Annotated in this window: 12 protein-coding genes; 1 reads left to right on the forward strand and 11 read right to left on the reverse strand. The window is 32.6% G+C overall.

The annotated features are described in order from the left end of the window. Positions 1 to 22: 22 nt before the first annotated feature. From cas7e to HXT59_RS04610, 6 genes are all read right to left on the reverse strand, one after another. The gene (gene cas7e / locus HXT59_RS04585) at positions 23 to 1111 is read right to left on the reverse strand and encodes a type I-E CRISPR-associated protein Cas7/Cse4/CasC (RefSeq protein ID WP_004109003.1); all 1089 of its coding nucleotides are present in this window, start codon (positions 1109 to 1111) and stop codon (positions 23 to 25) included. Between the two features lie 88 nt (positions 1112 to 1199). Further along, entirely contained in the window at positions 1200 to 1820 is a 621-nt protein-coding gene (gene casB / locus HXT59_RS04590; RefSeq protein WP_004109007.1) for a type I-E CRISPR-associated protein Cse2/CasB, read from the reverse strand. Between the two features lie 23 nt (positions 1821 to 1843). After that, positions 1844 to 3505 carry a type I-E CRISPR-associated protein Cse1/CasA gene (locus tag HXT59_RS04595; protein WP_004109011.1) on the reverse strand — a complete coding sequence of 554 codons (1662 nt, stop codon included), beginning with the start codon at positions 3503 to 3505 and terminating at the stop codon, positions 1844 to 1846. Then, complete coding sequence (locus tag HXT59_RS04600) at positions 3492 to 6347, reverse strand: CRISPR-associated helicase/endonuclease Cas3 (RefSeq protein WP_033888432.1); 2856 nt, start codon at positions 6345 to 6347, stop codon at positions 3492 to 3494. Before HXT59_RS04600 ends, HXT59_RS04595 begins: the two co-directional genes overlap by 14 nt. A gap of 546 nt (positions 6348 to 6893) precedes the next feature. Beyond that, complete coding sequence (locus HXT59_RS04605) at positions 6894 to 7220, reverse strand: hypothetical protein (RefSeq protein ID WP_421784192.1); 327 nt, start codon at positions 7218 to 7220, stop codon at positions 6894 to 6896. After that, the gene (locus tag HXT59_RS04610; protein WP_421784194.1) at positions 7201 to 9174 is read right to left on the reverse strand and encodes a KAP family P-loop NTPase fold protein; all 1974 of its coding nucleotides are present in this window, start codon (positions 9172 to 9174) and stop codon (positions 7201 to 7203) included. Before HXT59_RS04610 ends, HXT59_RS04605 begins: the two co-directional genes overlap by 20 nt. A 555-nt stretch (positions 9175 to 9729) precedes the next feature. Here HXT59_RS04610 and HXT59_RS04615 point away from each other — a divergent pair. Further along, positions 9730 to 11127, forward strand: a complete 1398-nt coding sequence (locus HXT59_RS04615) for a hypothetical protein (protein WP_041160497.1) — start codon at positions 9730 to 9732, stop codon at positions 11125 to 11127. An 80-nt stretch (positions 11128 to 11207) separates the two neighbouring features. Here HXT59_RS04615 and HXT59_RS04620 read toward each other — a convergent pair whose 3' ends face one another. The 5 genes from HXT59_RS04620 to HXT59_RS04640 all read right to left on the reverse strand — a co-directional run bounded on the left by HXT59_RS04620 (position 11208) and on the right by HXT59_RS04640 (position 18705). After that, a complete protein-coding gene (locus tag HXT59_RS04620; RefSeq protein ID WP_012914167.1) occupies positions 11208 to 11576 on the reverse strand; it encodes a DUF2513 domain-containing protein in 369 nt (122 codons plus the stop codon). A gap of 176 nt (positions 11577 to 11752) precedes the next feature. After that, positions 11753 to 13039 carry a nucleotide-binding domain-containing protein gene (locus HXT59_RS04625; protein ID WP_012914166.1) on the reverse strand — a complete coding sequence of 429 codons (1287 nt, stop codon included), beginning with the start codon at positions 13037 to 13039 and terminating at the stop codon, positions 11753 to 11755. 18 nt (positions 13040 to 13057) lie between these two features. Continuing rightward, positions 13058 to 13612, reverse strand: a complete 555-nt coding sequence (locus HXT59_RS04630) for an SLATT domain-containing protein (RefSeq protein ID WP_285089546.1) — start codon at positions 13610 to 13612, stop codon at positions 13058 to 13060. A 13-nt stretch (positions 13613 to 13625) separates the two neighbouring features. After that, the gene (locus HXT59_RS04635; RefSeq protein WP_012914164.1) at positions 13626 to 17720 is read right to left on the reverse strand and encodes an Eco57I restriction-modification methylase domain-containing protein; all 4095 of its coding nucleotides are present in this window, start codon (positions 17718 to 17720) and stop codon (positions 13626 to 13628) included. Further along, complete coding sequence (locus tag HXT59_RS04640; RefSeq protein WP_012914163.1) at positions 17698 to 18705, reverse strand: hypothetical protein; 1008 nt, start codon at positions 18703 to 18705, stop codon at positions 17698 to 17700. Before HXT59_RS04640 ends, HXT59_RS04635 begins: the two co-directional genes overlap by 23 nt. Positions 18706 to 19117 lie beyond the last annotated feature (412 nt).

The raw sequence follows: 19117 nt of genomic DNA on the forward strand, positions 1-19117 counted from the left end.
ATAAGTGTTTTTATTAAGAAATTTACTGAAGCAATTCGGAGACTTTGGAAGAAAAATCATCCAATAATTGCTGCATACTTTGCTCTTCTACGCCTAATTTAATCTCCTCATTTGAGGAATCCATTGTTACATAGAATGATGCAAGTGGCTTATTGACGAATTTTTGAACTTTTTCGTATTCTTTAGATAGTTTCTCAATAGATTTTGAAACATATCCGTCTTTTGCTTTTACTGGATCTTCAAATGCGCTCACTAAATTCACTGGTCTGTCATCTCTTAAAGTTACCACCAGCATTTGCGGCAAAGTTTGATTCGCAAAAGTATTTGCTTTTCCAGTAGGCATAGCATTAGCGAAAGCTTCAATAAAAAGTTTAAGAGCATTAATTGTAGATTCTTTGTTATCACTCAACTGATGACTAAATTCATGTATTGCAACATTTGCATAACGATACAGCGTTGAAGAATTATATTCTATTGTGCCCAGCATTCCAGCTCCAGAATTATCCTCAGTAGATAAGTCATCAACAGCAGTATAGTAATCAAATTCAGTTCGAATAGCATGAGTGGAAATTGCGTGAGCAACTTGAGAAGAAGCATCTTCATTAAGAGATTGATTGTCTGCAAGCATGCGACCGAATAGCGCAATATCAATAGGTGGATTATCTTTCAAAATTTCTTCCAACTGCTTCTTGTCCTTAATATTGTTGACTGCTGCTTGCGCTAGAGAATTCGCTTGATTTTCACCTAAGAAAAATAGAACATTTACTACAGGAGTTATTTTACCCTTATCTGTTTTAGTTTTAATACCAGCATTATTTAACGTTTTATTTGCTAAATCTAATGCTTCTTGCTCAGATAATTCTGGTTTTAATGCAATAACTTTATCTGCAACGTACTTAACAATGTTTTTGCTTCGTATTCCAACATTAGAATCTCCGCTGTGCTCTTTGAAATATTTACGCATTGAATGCTTCCAACATTGAGAGCTTACTCTAGCTCTAGTTACACCACCATATTGAGCAGTTTTTGGACTACCTGCATCATCACGATTAATATTGCATGGAGGAACACTTTGGATTGCTTGAATATCTAAGAATAAACGAGAGTTCATTGTTTTAACCTTTCTAAATTTTATTTAATTGTTTAATAACGTTGTTTTTGAAATATGTAATTTCAAAATATGTGATGTTGATAAAAAGTTATTTCTGCTTGCTTAAGCGATAATATTCTTGTGCCCAAGAAAGTCTTACTTTTTCTGAATCTTCAAACTGAAGTAAATATAAATCGCGAGCTAGTTTAGAATAATCAATCGATTGTTGATTTTCTTTCGTTCTGCTTTTTAGTAGTCGAACTAGTTGACGAAGGTAATAGTAAAAACTTTCGTAATCGCTTGCAGTAATCATAACACTAAAGCGTCTATCCATGGCTCCGCGTACGCCTTCATCGCTTCTTAGTGCTCTTAAAGCTGTTCCCATATTGTTATAAGATTTTTCATTTTCTGAATCTTCAGATTTGTTCAAATACTTATAACTTGATTTTTCTACAACACCTTGTTCATACAATGCATATATTTGCAAAGTGTTTATAACAGATCGCAATTGGTAGCTAACTTCACCATATTTATTGATGAAGCTTTCTGGCACATTGCTTAATATCCATGGCCATATTTCTACTGACTGACTTAATGGCTTACCAATTGTGTGACGCAGTTGAGCAAGCATAGCTCGTCTTGATGCAATATTTGAGCCATTCAAAAATTGATTTATGATTTTGCTAACAGCATTTGATACTTCAACAGATTTGCTTTGATTTTCAGCCATAATAGCCCCCTTTCTCATGTATTTTATTTTTCTGATAATTTTTTTAATCGACTAATAAAAATGTTGTAGGCTATAACTATATTTTTTGCAGGACTTTTTTTACTTTTTTCACCAACAAGACCTGTAAAATCACGTAACGTAGCATTTTTTAACATGACTTCTGCCTCATTTATGAGTATGTTATACAAAGTATTTCTCCATTGAGTACATCGTTCATTCATTGAATCTTTTGGCCTAATATTTGCTAACCATTGCCTAAACGGTTGATCAACTAAGAAATAAGCATGATTAACATACTTAGCAGCATATGTAGTTGCATCATCTTTATTTCTATTGCGTATTTCACATATGTCAAGAAGAAATTGCCTGTAAATAAATTCTATGGCAGATCTTGTATACTCAACTTCTTTATTAATTCTGTGCACCCAACCGTCGTTGGTATTATCAGTAAAAACTACCTCATTAAAATACAAATTATCATATATTTCATCAATAGGAATATCAGATGAACTACTATCACCTTTCATGCTTATAGCGTGTAATGAAATAAAAGAACCCGAAATATTTTTACTAATTTTGTTTAACCATTCCATAATTCCTGGTTTGTGATTTTTTACGCTTTCATCATCTGATTCTTGCGATGTAAGTAACCCGAACGACCTCCACATAGATTCTTCTGCACTATGCTTCCTTGGTATATATGTATCATCGACTTTATTTTTTTTGTTGTGCAACCAAACTGTCATTGGCTCAATAAATGCATCTTCATTATTTAGCTTTAGAAGAATTACCGTATAAATAGATATTCCTTTATCCATCCTAATACTAGGATTTATATATATTGCTCTACTCCAACGAGTGTAAAGCTGAGAAATATTGTCAATAAATGTGTCATAAAACGAATTTTCAATATTTTCCGCTCCAGAATACTCCCAACACGGTTTTTGCCTCTTCTCAGGAGATTGCATTTCACCAACAAGCACGCAGTTGAGCATAAGAGTTTCAAATAGATTTTCCCCTTCTATGTAAATACCACCAAGATTAAAAAGCCATCCTTTAGAAGAATCATATTTTTCACTACCAAATTGAGTTTTATCTGGAACACTGGAATATGCTTGAAAAGCGATAAGCCATCTAGCTAATTGTGATTCATTAAGAATAGATTTATTTTCACCGCATTTTGGAGAAAATATAGCTATTTTATTTTTACTTTCAGAAATTAAGCGATTAATATTTTTGCCCAATAATTCAGTAGGATTTTTATGACTAAGCTTTTTGCTATAAATATCCTGTTTAAGTACTTGGAAAAATGGATACTTGTCATCAAAAAGATAGAAACGATCATGCCATTGTTCTAAATATTTGAAAACTGCGTCTGGAAACTTTTTTGAATTCCAAACTTCGCGCCAAATATTCATTGTTTCTTTATTGAAATCGTATTCATTATCTTCAGCTGAATCAAATTCACGAGAATTTCCCTGAATATCGTACCTAGAAAAAACAGTATGAAGGACAGCAAGCAAAATGCGGAGCAATGCAAAATCCTGTGTTTTCATATCTCCTGCAAGAGCCTTATATTCAGATGCATGCTTAAACACATCTGTAATTGATACGAGTTTATTGTGGCCTTTTTTGCCTACAATGACTGAAATCCAAGGCTCATCTAATAAATTAAATCTGCTCACCTTTTGATTCCTTTCTATCTTCTTCCGAACTCTTAATACATACAATACCACTTTTTTCAGAATATAGAACTCTATATTTTGATATCATGCAACTATTATTTTCATCAAACAGAAGTACTAAAGAACCTCGCAACCAAGGATGATTATCCCAGTTTTGGAACTGTTCTTGCTTGCGTATTTTTTCTAACTCTTTAATTGTTTCTTCAACGCGATTACTGCTCGACACAAACATCCAAGGCAGTCTTACTGTTTCTTGAGCAAGTCTCATTGCAACTTCTGAATCATCAATATTTTGCGATATATCTTCACAATCATGGAAAGTTCCATAACCAGATCCAACTTTTTTCACAGCAATAACTTCTATAGATTCACCGCTATTGCGAACTTGGGCACATGCAAATTCATCAGATTCATTTGTAATTGAACTATACAATAATCCAACAATAGACTTTTCACCAACTCTTGTCACAGGATTTTCAACGCGATACTTTTTAGCTTTAGCTTCATTACTATTTCTTAATGAATCATGTTCCCTTTTTGCAGAAACATACACATATCTCAAATCTTCTTGTAACTCTAAAGGATTATCTCCATAAACTATTTGCACTAATCGAGAAATATCTTGAGGCATATTTATAACATCTGGCAAATAGTATTGAGTTCTCATAAGTAAATATTTGCTGTAAATAGACTCTGAACCTTTATCAAATTCATAACACTCACTGGTTCCCAACACATATAAAATTGGTTTTTTAAGAACATCCGGGCGTTCTATCGTATGCCTGTGTAATCTACCAGCACGCTGAAGTAATAAATCTATAGGAGCAAGATCAGTAAACAAAACATCAAAATCAATATCAAGCGACTGCTCTAATACTTGCGTACCGATAATTATTGCACGAGCAGGTCTATGAGCATTCTTGCCTATCATATTGCAAATTTGTTGTTCTTTTCTAACTCTATCTGTAGCAATAAATTGCGAATGAATAACTATAACTTCTTCGTCAGTAAACTCACCAACGCATACATTATAAATTTCCTGAGCTCTTTTAACGGTGTTTACTATAATTCCAGCAATACCACCATTATTCAACAAAGATTTAAGCTCATTAACAAGTGATTCATGTAAGTTATCGTCTGTTATTTTTCTTACAGAAATAGATTTATTCTCACTAGTATCATTTTCAATAAATTTTTGTTTTACACAGTTTTTATCACTGTACGTAATTAAAGGATAATTATTTGTTTCAAAATCGACATTAGATTTATCACATTCTCTCCAATTAAACCCAAACAATCCACACATATAGGCTTTTATAAGTGCTTTTCTACGCCTAGCAGGTAAAGTAGCAGAAAGTAACACAACAGGAACACCGTATGCTGCCATCCAAATAAGAGATTCTTCAAGATACTTATTCATATAAGCGTCATAAGCGTGCACTTCGTCAATAATTACAACTTTTTTACTTAATCCCAAATGACGAAGCATAAGATGTTTTTGCTTTAACGAAGCTAACAAAAATTGGTCTACTGTACCAACCACAAAGTCATCCAACATTGCGGTTTTTCGCCCAGTAAACCAATCATTAAGTATTACTCCATTATTATTTACATCATTACTATTAGAAGTACTTTCACAACCATCATTCATATTTTGCATTCCATGCGGCAAATGCGCATAATCTGCATTCAATTCAGCTTTACCATGAACTAAACGTAAACCAATTTCACCCTGAAAATCACAGTTCACGCTTTTAAGCCAATCCTCAACTCGCCTAAACATTCCATTAGAAGTTGCTTGAGTAGGAAGACCGAAGAATACTCCGCTTCTTCCGGTTAGATTTGCTAATTGCTCAGCAGCAATTAAAGAAGCTTCTGTTTTCCCCGATCCCATTGCAGATTCAAGAATAAAAATTCCAGGCTCTTTAGACTGAGAAATAGCATCGCACAACGCTATCTGAATATTATTTGGCAAAAAACCAAAACGATGTTTGTATACTTGCGAAACATTACTACAACAATTTAATGATTCCCATACGTCTTTAGAACCATGTTGCAACCACTTTTCCCAACCTTTTCTATATCTTTCTTCCTGATTTTCAATCAAATCTTTCTCTATTGGAATAAGAGGAAAATAGTGTTCATTACTAGCAATCCAATCAGCCATAATTACTAATCCGCACAATAAAACTTGTGCTGTCTCACTTATTTCAGGAAGATCATCTACATTAGAAAAATCATTTCTTTCTAAAGCCCAATCCAAAATATCATTCTGCAATTTTTTCCATAATTTACTATTTTCACTCTCAGTTTCACTTTGATAATAATGGTCAGGATACGCAGATTCGTTACTTTTACAAACAGAATCATTATCTAAAGGTTTACCATGATGAGCTCCAACGATTGCACAAATTCCTTCAGGAACTCCAGCATTAGAAAGAATAGCTTGACCAGTTATAGTGTGATGGCTACTCGAGCGACCCTTTGCATTTTTAATAAAATAATCAATATTTGTAAAACCAACAGTAGCTAACTTATTTTTTAACGCAATATCTAAATCTTCTGAAGGTGAAGCCGATTTGCGAAACTGAAAAACGGGAGTAGCTTTACCAATATCATGTATGCATCCTAAAAATTGAGATAATTTTTTTGCATCAACATGTTTACTTAATGAGGATTCAATCAATTTTCGCTGACCATCACTAAGCCAATGATCCCATAATTGGCCAATAACATTTCTAGTATCCTCAAGATGTTGAGCAAGAGGAAGCCATTGCATTACTCCATTAGCTTCTCTCTTTTTACCCCATAATGCAGGATTAACAACGTGATTACAACTCATACCTACCATCCTCTTAATCCACAATGATTATTAAATAATGGCAAATATACTCTCAATAAGAGCTTTAAGGAAGATTGTGTTGAAAATTTATTTACTAAAAATTAGTTGAGCTTCAAATACACAATGCAATCTGAAGCTCAACCATTGTACCCCGCTTATGCGGGAAAAACTATATATCGCAAAACATAGAAGGATCACCCCCGCGCATGCAGGAAAGACTATCAAAAGCGATTATACATCAAACAACATTGTTATTGTGATTCCTTGAATCTAGATCTTGTACGCCTTCAGTTAATCCGTTTGTAGTATAAATTTAAAATTGTTCAAAGTGGTATAACTCTTACAAAAGTAAAGCAGATGTAGATGTTTAATGCGTAAGAAAAGTATCATTCACAAAAATAGATATAACGCAAGTGTATCAAAATTGTTGCGTTAAGGAAACAGTTTTGATACGCGGGTGCGAGCGGTTTTAAATACTTTGCGGTTAGATTATAGCGACAAAAAAATATTGGGCACCAACTGCAGTGCTCTAGTGCCCAATATGATTTATTGCTTTGCTATGTTGCTTTCAGATTTCCACTTTTCTACGAGTTGCAGTACTTCATTCTCAGATACATGGTTAAAGTCGTCATTATTATTTTCATAATTTAGTACAAATGACGCTAATATTATTTGTTCTTCCTTAGTGAATTCGTCTAAATGATTTTTGTCAAAATCTTTAATTTCATTGTAAAGATCTTTTCTAGAAATATACTTTGAGTAACTTTTTAAATTAAAATTCCATCCATAATCATTCAAACCACGGAAGAAATATGCTTTAGTGCATATAAATTTAAGTTTACTCACTTTATCGTTAAATAGTTTTTTTAACATAATTTTCAGATCCTTCTTTATCAAGATCTTCCCACAAATGAAATACTATGTTAAATACTCGCATATTTATCATATTTTCAGATTTTGCAATGAGTTTAATTTTATCAATATAAATTTTTTCGAGAGATTCTAAATGCTTTAAGCTAACTAAATGCAAATCCTTACGCTCGGTTTTATTAAATCTTCCGAATGCCATTTCTTCTCGACTAAGAATATCTGCAATAAGTCCAAGATTAGATTTATTGGAATTTTTAAGAATAGAATAAATTATTTCATAACGTTCATATTCAGAGTCTAATGTTTGAATAAAATAGAGTACAAATTCAGATACTGAATCAGAAATATTATTTATATTATTTATTTCTGTTGCTTTATTTACAAATTCTCCATACAAATTTATAAGCGTAAATACAACGAACTTAAAACGCTCATAATGTTCTTTATCAAACAATGACTCCATGCTTCTTAAAAAATAGTCAAGGTTGCCTTGTGAATTAATATTTTTAACAGTACTAATTAAAAGATCTTTGTCATATTTATACAAGCAATCATAAATTTTCTCTCTTGAAACCTTAATTCTACCTATATCGAACATAAAATATAAACTAAATTTTTCAACAGACGCGATGCGATTATATCTTAAAAGTTGCAGATTGCTTGAATGAGAATATTCACCATTGTAATGAATCAATCTAGCAAATGTAGGAAACATTAATATAATAATCTGCATAGATGATTCTGGATTTAAACCCAGCTGTTTAAATTCATTTTTATAGTATTCATAAGTTCTTTCTTCATATTTATTTAAATCGTTATATGATTGTGGCCCATATACATAGATTGCATTATTAATAATCCATTCATATAACTTCGGCTCGAAGATTTCTATTGCAGTAATAGCTAATAAATCAACAAATGATGTTTCTTTCCATAAAGCGGTATATTTGAATTGGAAAGAATTTAGCAACCTATTAGTATCTCTTATATTTTTGATATATGGATTCACGCAATTTTCAAGCACTTTTTCAAAATAATCATTGTTTTCAAATTCTTCTTCGCAATCATTTTTGTATACAATTTTATTGAGTCTACTTTTTAATATTTCAGGCAATAGTGATTTATCAATTTCAGGAATTTCAAAAGAAACTTGAACAATTTTCTTTAAATATTCATCCCCGTCAATATTGTGATATTCAGACAAAGCATTGCAAACAATTTCCCTATCCATTGTAAGAACATAAATTATGTTTGGAAAATCGCCTACTTGCTTAACCAATTGGAAAATGTCTTTAATCTGAGGAGTAGTTAATCTATCTATATCATCAATAAAAACAATTATTTTGTGGTTAAAATCTTCTAGTGCCTCACACAGTTTCTCTTTAGCTTCATACAAACTAGGAGCTTGCATCAATTTAGCTCCTTTTGATTTGGAAATAGTTTTCAATATAGGAGCAATTGCAGGCCCAGCTACTGGAATAAATGATAAAACGTCAATAATATCGGAATACTGACCTATAGCCTTTCCGATTTTTCCTTTATTCTCTTCTCCCCTAGCAACACCTAATTTATTCTTCAATTCATAAAAGAACAAACTGATTAAATTGTTCTTGTCGGAATAATTCCATGGTGAGAATTTAATAACTATTGGATAATGACATTGATCTTCTTCTTTAGTTTTTTGTGAAGTAAAAATTTTTTTGATTCTTTTGTATACTCTTGAATACCATCTTTCTTTTTCTACTTTTTGGGATTCGTTTTCGTCTACTGGAATCTCAGATATTGCCATATTTATAATAGATGTCTTGCCGCTTCCCCACTTTCCATACAAGCCGATTACAAGACCATCTTTGCTATCATATCCACAAATAGATTTTCCAAATTGTTTCGCAAAATCAGATCTTCCCAACAAATCTTCATCAGCTTTTTCAATAGGTTTATCCGCAACGTAGCTCATATGCTTTCTCCCTACTTTTGCAATTGCAGTATTTCGTATAATAATTTATATTCTAATCATTTATGCAAATTATTCTTTGGCTAATCCTTACAATGTTAGGTATTCTAAAAAATTGAGTTATAAGATTATAAACACAAAATTTGAAAATACTATTACATAAAATACAAACTGGCATACAGAGTATTGATGGTTGAAAATCAAAAAAATAAAGGAGCCCACACAACGCCTAAGGTGAGTAAATCAACCGACGGCATGGAGCCGACTTTCAACGCAGGAAGACTCCTATAAAGGATATTAGTAAATATTGCATTATTGCACAACATTGATATTGTTTGTATATCAAATCTAATTTACAAAGTTAGTGTGAAGATGTATCAAAATTGTTGCGTTAAGGAAACAGTTTTGATACGTGAAGTTCGGTATTCTCAAAAGAAATTATCGATTGCTGGATTGGTTTATATCTCTAAAATTGCAAACGGTAAATTGTGGATATTTATATTTGTATACTAAAATATTCTCATTAAAAGCAACAAGTTAGTTGGAGATTAAGAGATTATGGAAGATAAAAGTCTTGATTTAACTACACCAGTTCTTGGTTTTTTAAAAACAGAGAATAATGATTCTTCTGAAACTGTAGTTATGTTACATGATAACGGACTGAAATTTGAACTGTCTGTATTATTTAAAGAACTTAGTGGCCAAATTTTTAGGTGGTTTTTAGGAAATAACGTTATATATGTAAACTCTGATGCAAAATATAAAACAATAAACAGATTGCCCGTACCTAATATTCTGCAAGTTTTATCACCAAGTAAAACATATACGTTAGTTGGATGTAGATATGTAAAATCATCTACGAATGTAATGCGTCAAATTGGAATTGGAACAATTACATGCGATTATATAATCGTTGGTTCTAATGAAAAACAATTCGAAAAAATAACTAATTTGAGAACGAGTTGTTCAAACCTATATGATTGGTTCACATCGGGAGGAATTAACGTTAATAAGCTTTCTGATGATGGTGAAAGTATAAAAATTGATATTAAAAAATCTAGTAGCAAAGAGCTATGCAAAATAAATCCAATGCAAAATGAAAGCAATAAATCATTCATCAGTCTGTCGCTTGCTATTAATCAGGAGTTAAGAAAACTATCAAAAAATGGCAGTATTGTTAGTTTTGAAGAAGAAGCATTTATTGAGACTCATAGTGAAGATGAATTGAATTGGGAAAAGCATATTTCAATTCATAATTGGATTTTAAATCTTATCTCTATATCTAAATTAGAGCGATGCGAATTTTCAAAAATGGAAGTAGGCGTGGAAAACAATAATACTTGCAATGGTACAACAGTAAGATGGTTCCCTGTTCTTCATCATTTAAATGCTGGCACACAAAACATTTATAAAAAGCACAATAAACAATTCTTGTTTGATTTTGACGATATTAATATTTGTGGAATAGAAAAATGGTTTGAATTATTGCAAAGATATGGAAGAGCAATGGGAATAATATCGCACATAGCAAAAGAACAAAATAATCTTCCAGTTGAATCTGTGAATATAAGCTTAGGTGTTGCGCTAGAAGATATTGGGTGGGAAATAATAAAAAGCAAAGGCCAGAAAAATAGAATGAACAAAAACGGTGGATTGGCATGTTTTATGTGTGCATTATGCGCAATAAAAGACGAATTTGGCAAATATTTTCCAATAGATATCAAAGATTTTGATTGGTTAAAAGAGATGAATGATATTTATAAGAAAAATAAACATGATGATGCTAACGAAAATATGGAAAAAACTCCGAAAGATTATGAAAAAATGTACAGAATTAATGTTTGCTTTATAAATATTATTAGATTATGGATTGGCAAGCAGCTTGGAGTTGAGTTACCAACAATGCTTAAAAGACTTAATTTGAACATATTTAAATACAATGAAACATCTATATAAAAACACGCATACTGAATCATTTTATCTTGCATAAATATTAATTTTATGCAAGATAAAATGATGAATAGAATAACAAATAATTAAGATAAGCCTAATTTACTTTTTAGGTACAATTTAGCCAAACTAACGAGTATATCAAAAGGAATATTAATAATTTTATCCGAAAAATTATTTTTTATCTTTTCCCATATTTCGTTAGAGCTTATAGAATCAAGAAAGTCATTACCACACCAAGTTATATCTAGAACGATAACATCTACAACACCAACTTCTCGTTCGCCGATACATACATTAATTAAATTACCTTCTTCCATTATTTTCATGTTGTAAATAATTTCTTCAAGAGAGTATTTACTACTTTTCTCGGCAATTTCGCTTGCTCTAACTTCTTTATCACTTTTAGAAACTTCAATTAAAATTTCGCGAACCAAATCCATATTTCTTCTCATAAGCTCATTCCCTCTTTATTGATTATTGTTTAAATTTTCATATAAATATCATATACGACTTAGCACAAACGTATAAATAATATCTAAGCCGTTTAATTTATGTTCTATATCAAGGTTATCCAAATATATTGAATCTTTAGTAAGTTTTGATTTTAGAAATTTTAGGTTTCATAAGCCTAGTCTGTAGTGATTGGTACAGAGATTTTACCTCTTGTTATTACCACGCCGTAGTGTATAGCGTAGCATTCAACATAGTGTTCCCCTCGAAAAACCGTATGTTCTTCTCTGGTGTTAGAGGTTGTACCATCAATAATTTGCCCTCTTATACAATTTCGTTTTTTAGCTTCTTCTCCACAGTTGCATACTTTCCATTTGAGACTATATGGTGTTGAGAGATCTGTATTTGTTATATAAAATTCTAGTTTTTTGTTTGGTTTAAGCCAAATATGATTTCTTATCATATCTCTTAAACTAGCTGGTCTAAATCCATCTTGTGTTACTTTGCACTCAAGATTAAGCTCATATTGTAAATCAATAGGATAAAAATTTTCGATAAACTGTTCCGTGTCATCATACGACGTAAAAAGATCCTTGGCTACTTGTTCGTAGTCACTTAATGGAACAAATCTTCCAAAGACCTCCCGCCATTTCATGTATGACTTATCTTCATCTACTTCATCAATAGCAGCACGACATAGATTATAAGCTTCTGCAGCCTTTTCTTGAAAATTTTTCTTGACCTTTACTCTTTGATTGCTACCTAGAGCATTCCATGATTCTTGCTTTGGTAAATTGCTTATATATTCGAAGAAATCCCTAATCATATAATCAGGATGATTTGCAGTGTTAAAATATTCATCGTTATCATTGAGAAATCTCCATGCCATAGTATCTATGAGAAGACCACCTATAAGAACGCTATGTTTATTTTTCCATGCGCGGGCTAACTTACAAATTTTTCTAGCATTCCCCATAGATGTTTCGTCGAGATTGGATATAGCTTTGATCTCATCTCGAGGTTTGGTTGTTTTCCAAGAATCGGAATACGTATCTGGATACAAAAATGAACCATCATCTTGTTCAAAGACAGGTTGTACTTCAAATTTATAATTTTTGAAATTAACTACAACAACTAGTCGATCTACTCGAATATCAGTTCGTGAATAATGGGTAACTATAGCTTGTTTTACTTTGGACAAAACCTTTTTTGTGCCATCAATTGTATGATAATCATCCCATAAGCTAGAAGGCAGAATATAAAGTAAATCCAAGTCAGAAACACCATCTATGGCAGTATGACGTCCCCATGAACCTACCATTAACCAATTGTCTGATTTTGAATATGAATTTCTAAATTCTTTATTGAGAGCTTTTGTAATTTCATCTCTAAGCTTTCGAATTTCTTCTTTATTAGAAATTTGAATATTGTCGAAGATTTTATCAAAAATGTCTAATGCACTCATGTAACTGATATTTCTTCCTTATTCTATTCTTCCTGGGGTTCTGTTATCAATTTCTTCTTGTGATGATTGGGGTTTTTCGTTACCGTTTATAGCAGCATTAGCCTTGTTATAATCTCTGGATGTTGTTCTAGGTGCTGTTGATAGTACGTCGTGTTCTTTAAGTTCTAGCTCATCTCGAATTTTACGTGCGTCCTCATTTGAAATGGCTGAAACTTCAAGATCAGAAATTAATGATTCATATCTTTCAAATAGATAGCGGATTTCAACAGCGGACTTTTGATGTTCTGCTATTTTTACCTTAAAATCAAAGAATTCACCCGAAAAAGAAGCACCTGTTGCTAAAGTCGCTATAAGTGCTACTGCAAAATTCCCCCAAATTTCGTTTAACATAATACCAGCAACACTTGTAATCAGTGTGCCTGTAGTTACGACAGTTAAGCCAATTGAGAATCTTTTGCGCCATCTTTCCCAAGCTTCACATCTATCAGCAGCTTTTTCTTGTGTGCGATAAGTATATAAAAGACGATCCGCCCTAGCATCAAGTAAATGAATTAGTTTAATTTTATCTTCCATAACATGCCTCGCACTATTCCATACGCTGTACTTTTTCTTCTATAAAGGCAATTTCTTCATCATTAAGACCATACTTGCGGTAAAGTTGTTGATCGATATCATCGATGGATTTTGACCAGTCGATGTCGGATGCGCATGTGAAGTCTTGCATTGGTACATATTCCCATGTTTCAGATTTATTACCCTGAGTTACTTTTAATATTGCTAATAAAATTCTACAAAACTTAGTCTTTATATATTTAAGTAATGATTCTGCCTCAAATTGACTATCAAATGCGCCAAAACCTATAAATGTTTGAGTTATCCCATCTCCAGGAAGTCCAAGTACAGGCTTACTAATCATTCTTGCAGGCTTATCTCCTAGAGTTCCAGAAGCTCCATTAGAAAATGGAACAAATATTTTATATTTATCAATCCAAATCTCATCTTCTACATATTTCTTTGAAATATATCTATATTCTCTAGATCGTTTTATTAAACCTAATACCCTAATATCGCTATCTTCAGTTTTTTCTTTCGTAAAAACATCCAACCTTTCCATTATTATCTGTCTAAATCTCTTATCCCTGCCATTGCTGCCAATAATTGACGCATATTCGGGGTAATCACGATATAATAAATCTAAATTAAATCTATTTTGGCTATAAATTATAGACCTTATGCTATCATGCTCTTTTTCCCAAACTTTGTTTCGAATTATATTTAACTTAGGATAGCTAACAAATTTACCTATTTTACCAAATTCCACTCTTGAATCTCTATAAGTTATAGCAATTCCGCCAGGGATAAGTATATCCTTAAATATTTTTGTACTGTCATTTTCGAAAAATGGAACCCTCAAATGCGTATCGTTTAACATTTTTTTATTCCATTCTGATGGAGTTTTTCCTGCATTAAACAAAAATCTTGCTGGAGTAATTAAAATAACTATTTTCCCAATATGATGCGATATTTCTAGAAACATATGATATATTGGATCATCGCTTGAGCTTGTACCTTGCGCTGAAGCCTGATACGGCGGATTTCCTACGATTGCTCCGAATTTCACTTTTTCACCCCCTTGAATTTTATCTGTCAGCGTAATTTTATCAAAATCTTTCTTCTGACTGAGAAGTTCAGTTATTCGATTATAGTCCACCTCCTCTTTATCGTTTTTAATATCGAGAAGTTTGTAACTTGTAAAGTTCTTAGCAATACAAGCGGTATTTAGTCCAAGTATTTCGTAGAAATGTCTTGTGAACTCATAAGCAACGCTTGAAGTAGGAATAGCGTAGATACTGTTTCTTATTTCGTCAAGCGAAAAACCTAATGCCTGTAGACGTTTTACGAGCGCTACTGTATATTCGCCTGCCTTTGATGCAATATCAAGTAATTTTTCACCTGATTTAATGATATTGCGCAATTGGTCTTCGGAAAGCATCGCCACCATTTCATCAGCTACTTTTATCGGAGTTATGATTTCAGAAGTAGACATACGACTAAATTTAGCAAGTGAAGTTACTGCACGCTCAAGGGGCTTTAAGTTTTCGTCAGTGGCAAGTGTAGATATATTTTGGATTTTATAATCTAAAGCACTGAGCTTAAAAGCATTGAGTGAATTTCGCAAAACCTCGATATCATCCGTATTGATACCTAGGTTTTTAGCGAGTCGATCATTTTTACCGTTATGCAATGTTTCTAAAATGTCATCTAATGACTTTACTGATTCTGGACAAAGGAATGAGAAGAAGAGGATACGCTGATAATATGTGCGTATCCTGTTTTCTAAATCTTTGATTTCTTTATCATCAGTTATAGCTGTGAAAGATGGTTGTTTATGTGGCTCTATGTCCTCATTATGATCATCCAATGTTTCATCTGTATCATCATTAACATCAAAATCCTGGCCATCTGTTTCACTTGCATGGGCTTCCAGAGTTAAGCCTGTCTTAGATCCAAATGGATTTTGTGCTTCAATTACAGACCGCATATGTTCGTTATTTAGGATTGATAAATCTATCGGTAAATCTATTACCTCGTCGCTAATTGAACGAGAATTGTTGTAATGACTAACCTCTTTTAAGATATCAGTAGCTTGCACCTGTTCTAGGCGGTTATGATTCATTGTAATAACTGGCGATATACGAAGCTCGTCAGCAATACGCTTGTCAAGCAATGAATTACCATTCTTTTCAGTGTTAGCATTGTAAATTAAAGATTTTTGCTCCTGCATAGTAAAAAGACGATGTGGATCAAAATCTACGAGTAGCGTTTGCGGTTTTAGGCACTCTTTGATAACTTTTGTGCCGTCACTTAGTTCACGGACATATTGATTTTGTAAGCGAAATATCGCTTGATCGTATTCTTGCGGACTCGCTGTATCTTTCAGATAAATCATCGTATCCCATTGCTCAACAGTTGAGCCCGTAAGCATTCTATTTACTGTTAAAGTGAGTGTCTTTTTACCTTCTGATTCAAGTTTTGCAATACGATTTTTAATATCTGTTGGCGTATGGAAGTGATGTTGTGCATCTACGCCTGAAATATTTAAAATCTCATACTCACCAAGATTCTTAAATTCTAAAGCACGATCTTTAATAATCTTTTCCATTGCATCGCAAGAAGCACAATATGGCAAAACCATTACAATATGCCTGCACATTTGACCTTGCTTAATTTTATCGTAGTCTAAAAATCCTAAAAGTTTTGAGTCACTAGAAGTACCATCGATAATTTTTAGAAGGTCAAAAATTTCCTCCTCATGTTCAAATTTTTGATGCCTATTTGTTTTTGTGTCTTTCTTAATGGATTGAGGCTTAAAAAGAGCAGATAAAGCAAGACTAACTCCATGCTTTTTCAGTTCGTTCATTTTTTCTATAGCTCGCTTGCTTGGGTGGAACGCAAAACGAATCATCTGAGGAAAACCAAAATAAGGGTTATCCCATTCCTCAACATCATCTTTATCTAAGTTTTCAGCATCCCAAGCTGCCTGTTCTCGAGCAATATCAGTAAATTGAACAAAAGAAATAATATCTTCCGGTTCAAATTCTGAGCCCATTAATATTCGATAAGGAGTACCAGAGAGATGTAATCGAACTTTAGCTTTTAATTCCTTGATTTGTTTATCTGCATCTTCAAGATCTATTTGATCATCTTCCTGTTTATCAAGAAACTTAATATTTTCTTTTAGGTCTTTTTTCTCGTCTGTTTGCATATTACGCAAAATCTCGCCATAACTTTGAGCACGAGCGCCAAAATGTGTTTCATCAACAATTAATAAGTCAATTTTATTCTCAAAGACTTGTGCATGCTTTGCTTTAATTTCAGTGCCTTGTAAGTCTTGTAGTGTTAGGAAAATGACTGCCGTTTCATTTTTGGCATGAATATCTAAAATTGCGTTATCGTTCTCTAATAATTCTTTTGAACTTAAAAAGTTATAGCCTTCAAAATTACCTGGCTGTTCTACGTTCTTCTTCCATTCTTCACGAACGTCTGCTTTAGCAGAAACAATAAGCACAGTCTTTGCGTTTATGGCTTTGGCGCATGCAAGCGACGTGAACGATTTGCCAAATCGCATAACAGCATACATCAAAAGATTTGTGCGCCCCAAGTTCACTGCATTTATAAAATTGTCAACTGCTTCTCGTTGATTTGGGCGTAGTGTCCACTTTGTGCCGCGCTCATAATGTATCGTAACAGGCAGTCGTTTATTGGAGTCATAGTAGGCATATGTAGAGTTTTTTAATTTATATTGCTCGCATATATCGTTAATAGCTTCATCTAGTTCAGAAGTATTAACATCTTTAAAAAATTCCCTACTATAGTAAACATTATTTGTAGATAAATCTTCTGGTTCAAGGTGTTTTTTGCCAAGCGAATTTTCTAAATAATCATGTACAGCATAATCGCGAAAATATACATTATCCGAAACTGTTGCTTTATGCTCATATTTTTTGATTAGGTCAGGGAACTTTTGTTCCCATTCCTTTAAACGAACACTGACTGGCCGATAAGTATCACCAACTTTGAGATAGTTTGGTATTGTGCCTGTTCGGAAAGCATAAATGTGAGGTGTAACTCTACCAAAAATAAGATTATCTAGCAATTCAAGATTGTCTACTTGTTCCATCGTTTTTCTCCTGTAAAAGTAAGTCATTAAATGTGTTGGTTTTATTAGTGCGCCAATCTTTTATTTGGCAGGATGTTGAAGTTTGTGAATCTACATTCTCTTCAAATTCTTCAAATTCTTCAAAATCAAATAAGGTTGGCTGAGTATTTGCATGTATCTCACTACAATAAGGCGGATACCCTGTAAGTCCATCCATTTGCCAGATGTTCCAAGAAATAATAGTTGCTATGCCTAAAAGCTCTGATTCTGTAGGTTTTCTATTAAGCGAATCACGCATATAATCAACATATGTTGCAAGAAGGTTTTCTCTTGCTAGAAGCAAACTATCTCCTTGATATTCAAAACCATATATAGATTCAAATGCACGTTTAGACCACTTGAGCCAATCTATTTCATTACTAGTATTCTCTTTAACTACTCTAAGCTTACGATCCAAAAGTCCGATACGTTGCTTAAGTGGAATTATTTCGCCAGTTGTTGCATCATATCTGCTAACTAAATATGGAGCCTCTCCACATGTTATTTCCATTCGACGTTCATCTACATACGCCATCCAATTTTTTGAGTGATTATCTGAAAACTCAATTTTTTCTGTGGTAGAAATCCAACTTTTGTCATTAGTACGATTAAAAACATTAGATCTGCCAAACCATGCCTCATCAACCAAATTATTTTGTTCATTGCAAATCCAAGATGGAGTAAATACCTCAGCCTTATTTTTAGTTCGAGATATTTGCAATTCACGAGATTTTGATGTTCTAGGTGCAATCAATCCTGCATATTTACCAGTAATTGAAGCAATGGTTATTTCGGAATGCGCTTGATGAATATGACCATAATTTTTATAATCATTCGTTGCCCAGCAAATATTGCGTTTTGTTGTATGATCTAACAATAAAGTGGAGAAAACCTTAGGATATTTCTCATAGAATGTTTGTTCATCAACATTTTGCTCAAAAGTATAATCAAGAATTGATTTACTCATTTACTCATTTACTCATTTCCTTAAAATTAGCCACTATTTCAATCAGTCTTCAATTTTTTAGTCAAATGAAGCAAATAATTTTGTTGATATATTCATATAATCAAACTCTTTTTCCCTCTAAACTTAGTAATCAAATTACTGCCGCAATGACTTTCTTCTTAAGTTATATATCACTTATACTTATTAAAGTGCATTTATATAATCTGCTTATAATTCTCATTCTTCCCCTATAAACACATATAAGCATCACATATCCCTACTCAGTATGAGAAGAATAATCAGATAAATCTACTATTATTATATTTAACAATTATGACTGCAGCAACACAGTCATAAAATTTGTAAAAACATCAAAATTTGTACATACTCATACGTACAACAAGCTCACTTCACTATAGGAAGTGTTGATTGC

The organism is Gardnerella sp. KA01001 (genome assembly GCF_049244025.1).
Classification (GTDB): Bacteria; Actinomycetota; Actinomycetes; order Actinomycetales; family Bifidobacteriaceae; genus Bifidobacterium; species Bifidobacterium swidsinskii.

Bases quoted from the DNA above. Each gene is read 5' to 3' on its own strand.
- cas7e (WP_004109003.1), bottom strand. From the start codon at position 1,111: ATGAACTCTCGTTTATTCTTAGATATTCAAGCAATCCAAAGTGTTCCT.
- casB (WP_004109007.1), bottom strand. From the start codon at position 1,820: ATGGCTGAAAATCAAAGCAAATCTGTTGAAGTATCAAATGCTGTTAGC.
- HXT59_RS04600 (WP_033888432.1), bottom strand. From the start codon at position 6,347: ATGAGTTGTAATCACGTTGTTAATCCTGCATTATGGGGTAAAAAGAGA.
- HXT59_RS04605 (WP_421784192.1), bottom strand. From the start codon at position 7,220: ATGTTAAAAAAACTATTTAACGATAAAGTGAGTAAACTTAAATTTATA.
- HXT59_RS04610 (WP_421784194.1), bottom strand. From the start codon at position 9,174: ATGAGCTACGTTGCGGATAAACCTATTGAAAAAGCTGATGAAGATTTG.
- HXT59_RS04615 (WP_041160497.1), top strand. From the start codon at position 9,730: ATGGAAGATAAAAGTCTTGATTTAACTACACCAGTTCTTGGTTTTTTA.
- HXT59_RS04620 (WP_012914167.1), bottom strand. From the start codon at position 11,576: ATGAGAAGAAATATGGATTTGGTTCGCGAAATTTTAATTGAAGTTTCT.
- HXT59_RS04625 (WP_012914166.1), bottom strand. From the start codon at position 13,039: ATGAGTGCATTAGACATTTTTGATAAAATCTTCGACAATATTCAAATT.
- HXT59_RS04630 (WP_285089546.1), bottom strand. From the start codon at position 13,612: ATGGAAGATAAAATTAAACTAATTCATTTACTTGATGCTAGGGCGGAT.
- HXT59_RS04635 (WP_012914164.1), bottom strand. From the start codon at position 17,720: ATGGAACAAGTAGACAATCTTGAATTGCTAGATAATCTTATTTTTGGT.
- HXT59_RS04640 (WP_012914163.1), bottom strand. From the start codon at position 18,705: ATGAGTAAATCAATTCTTGATTATACTTTTGAGCAAAATGTTGATGAA.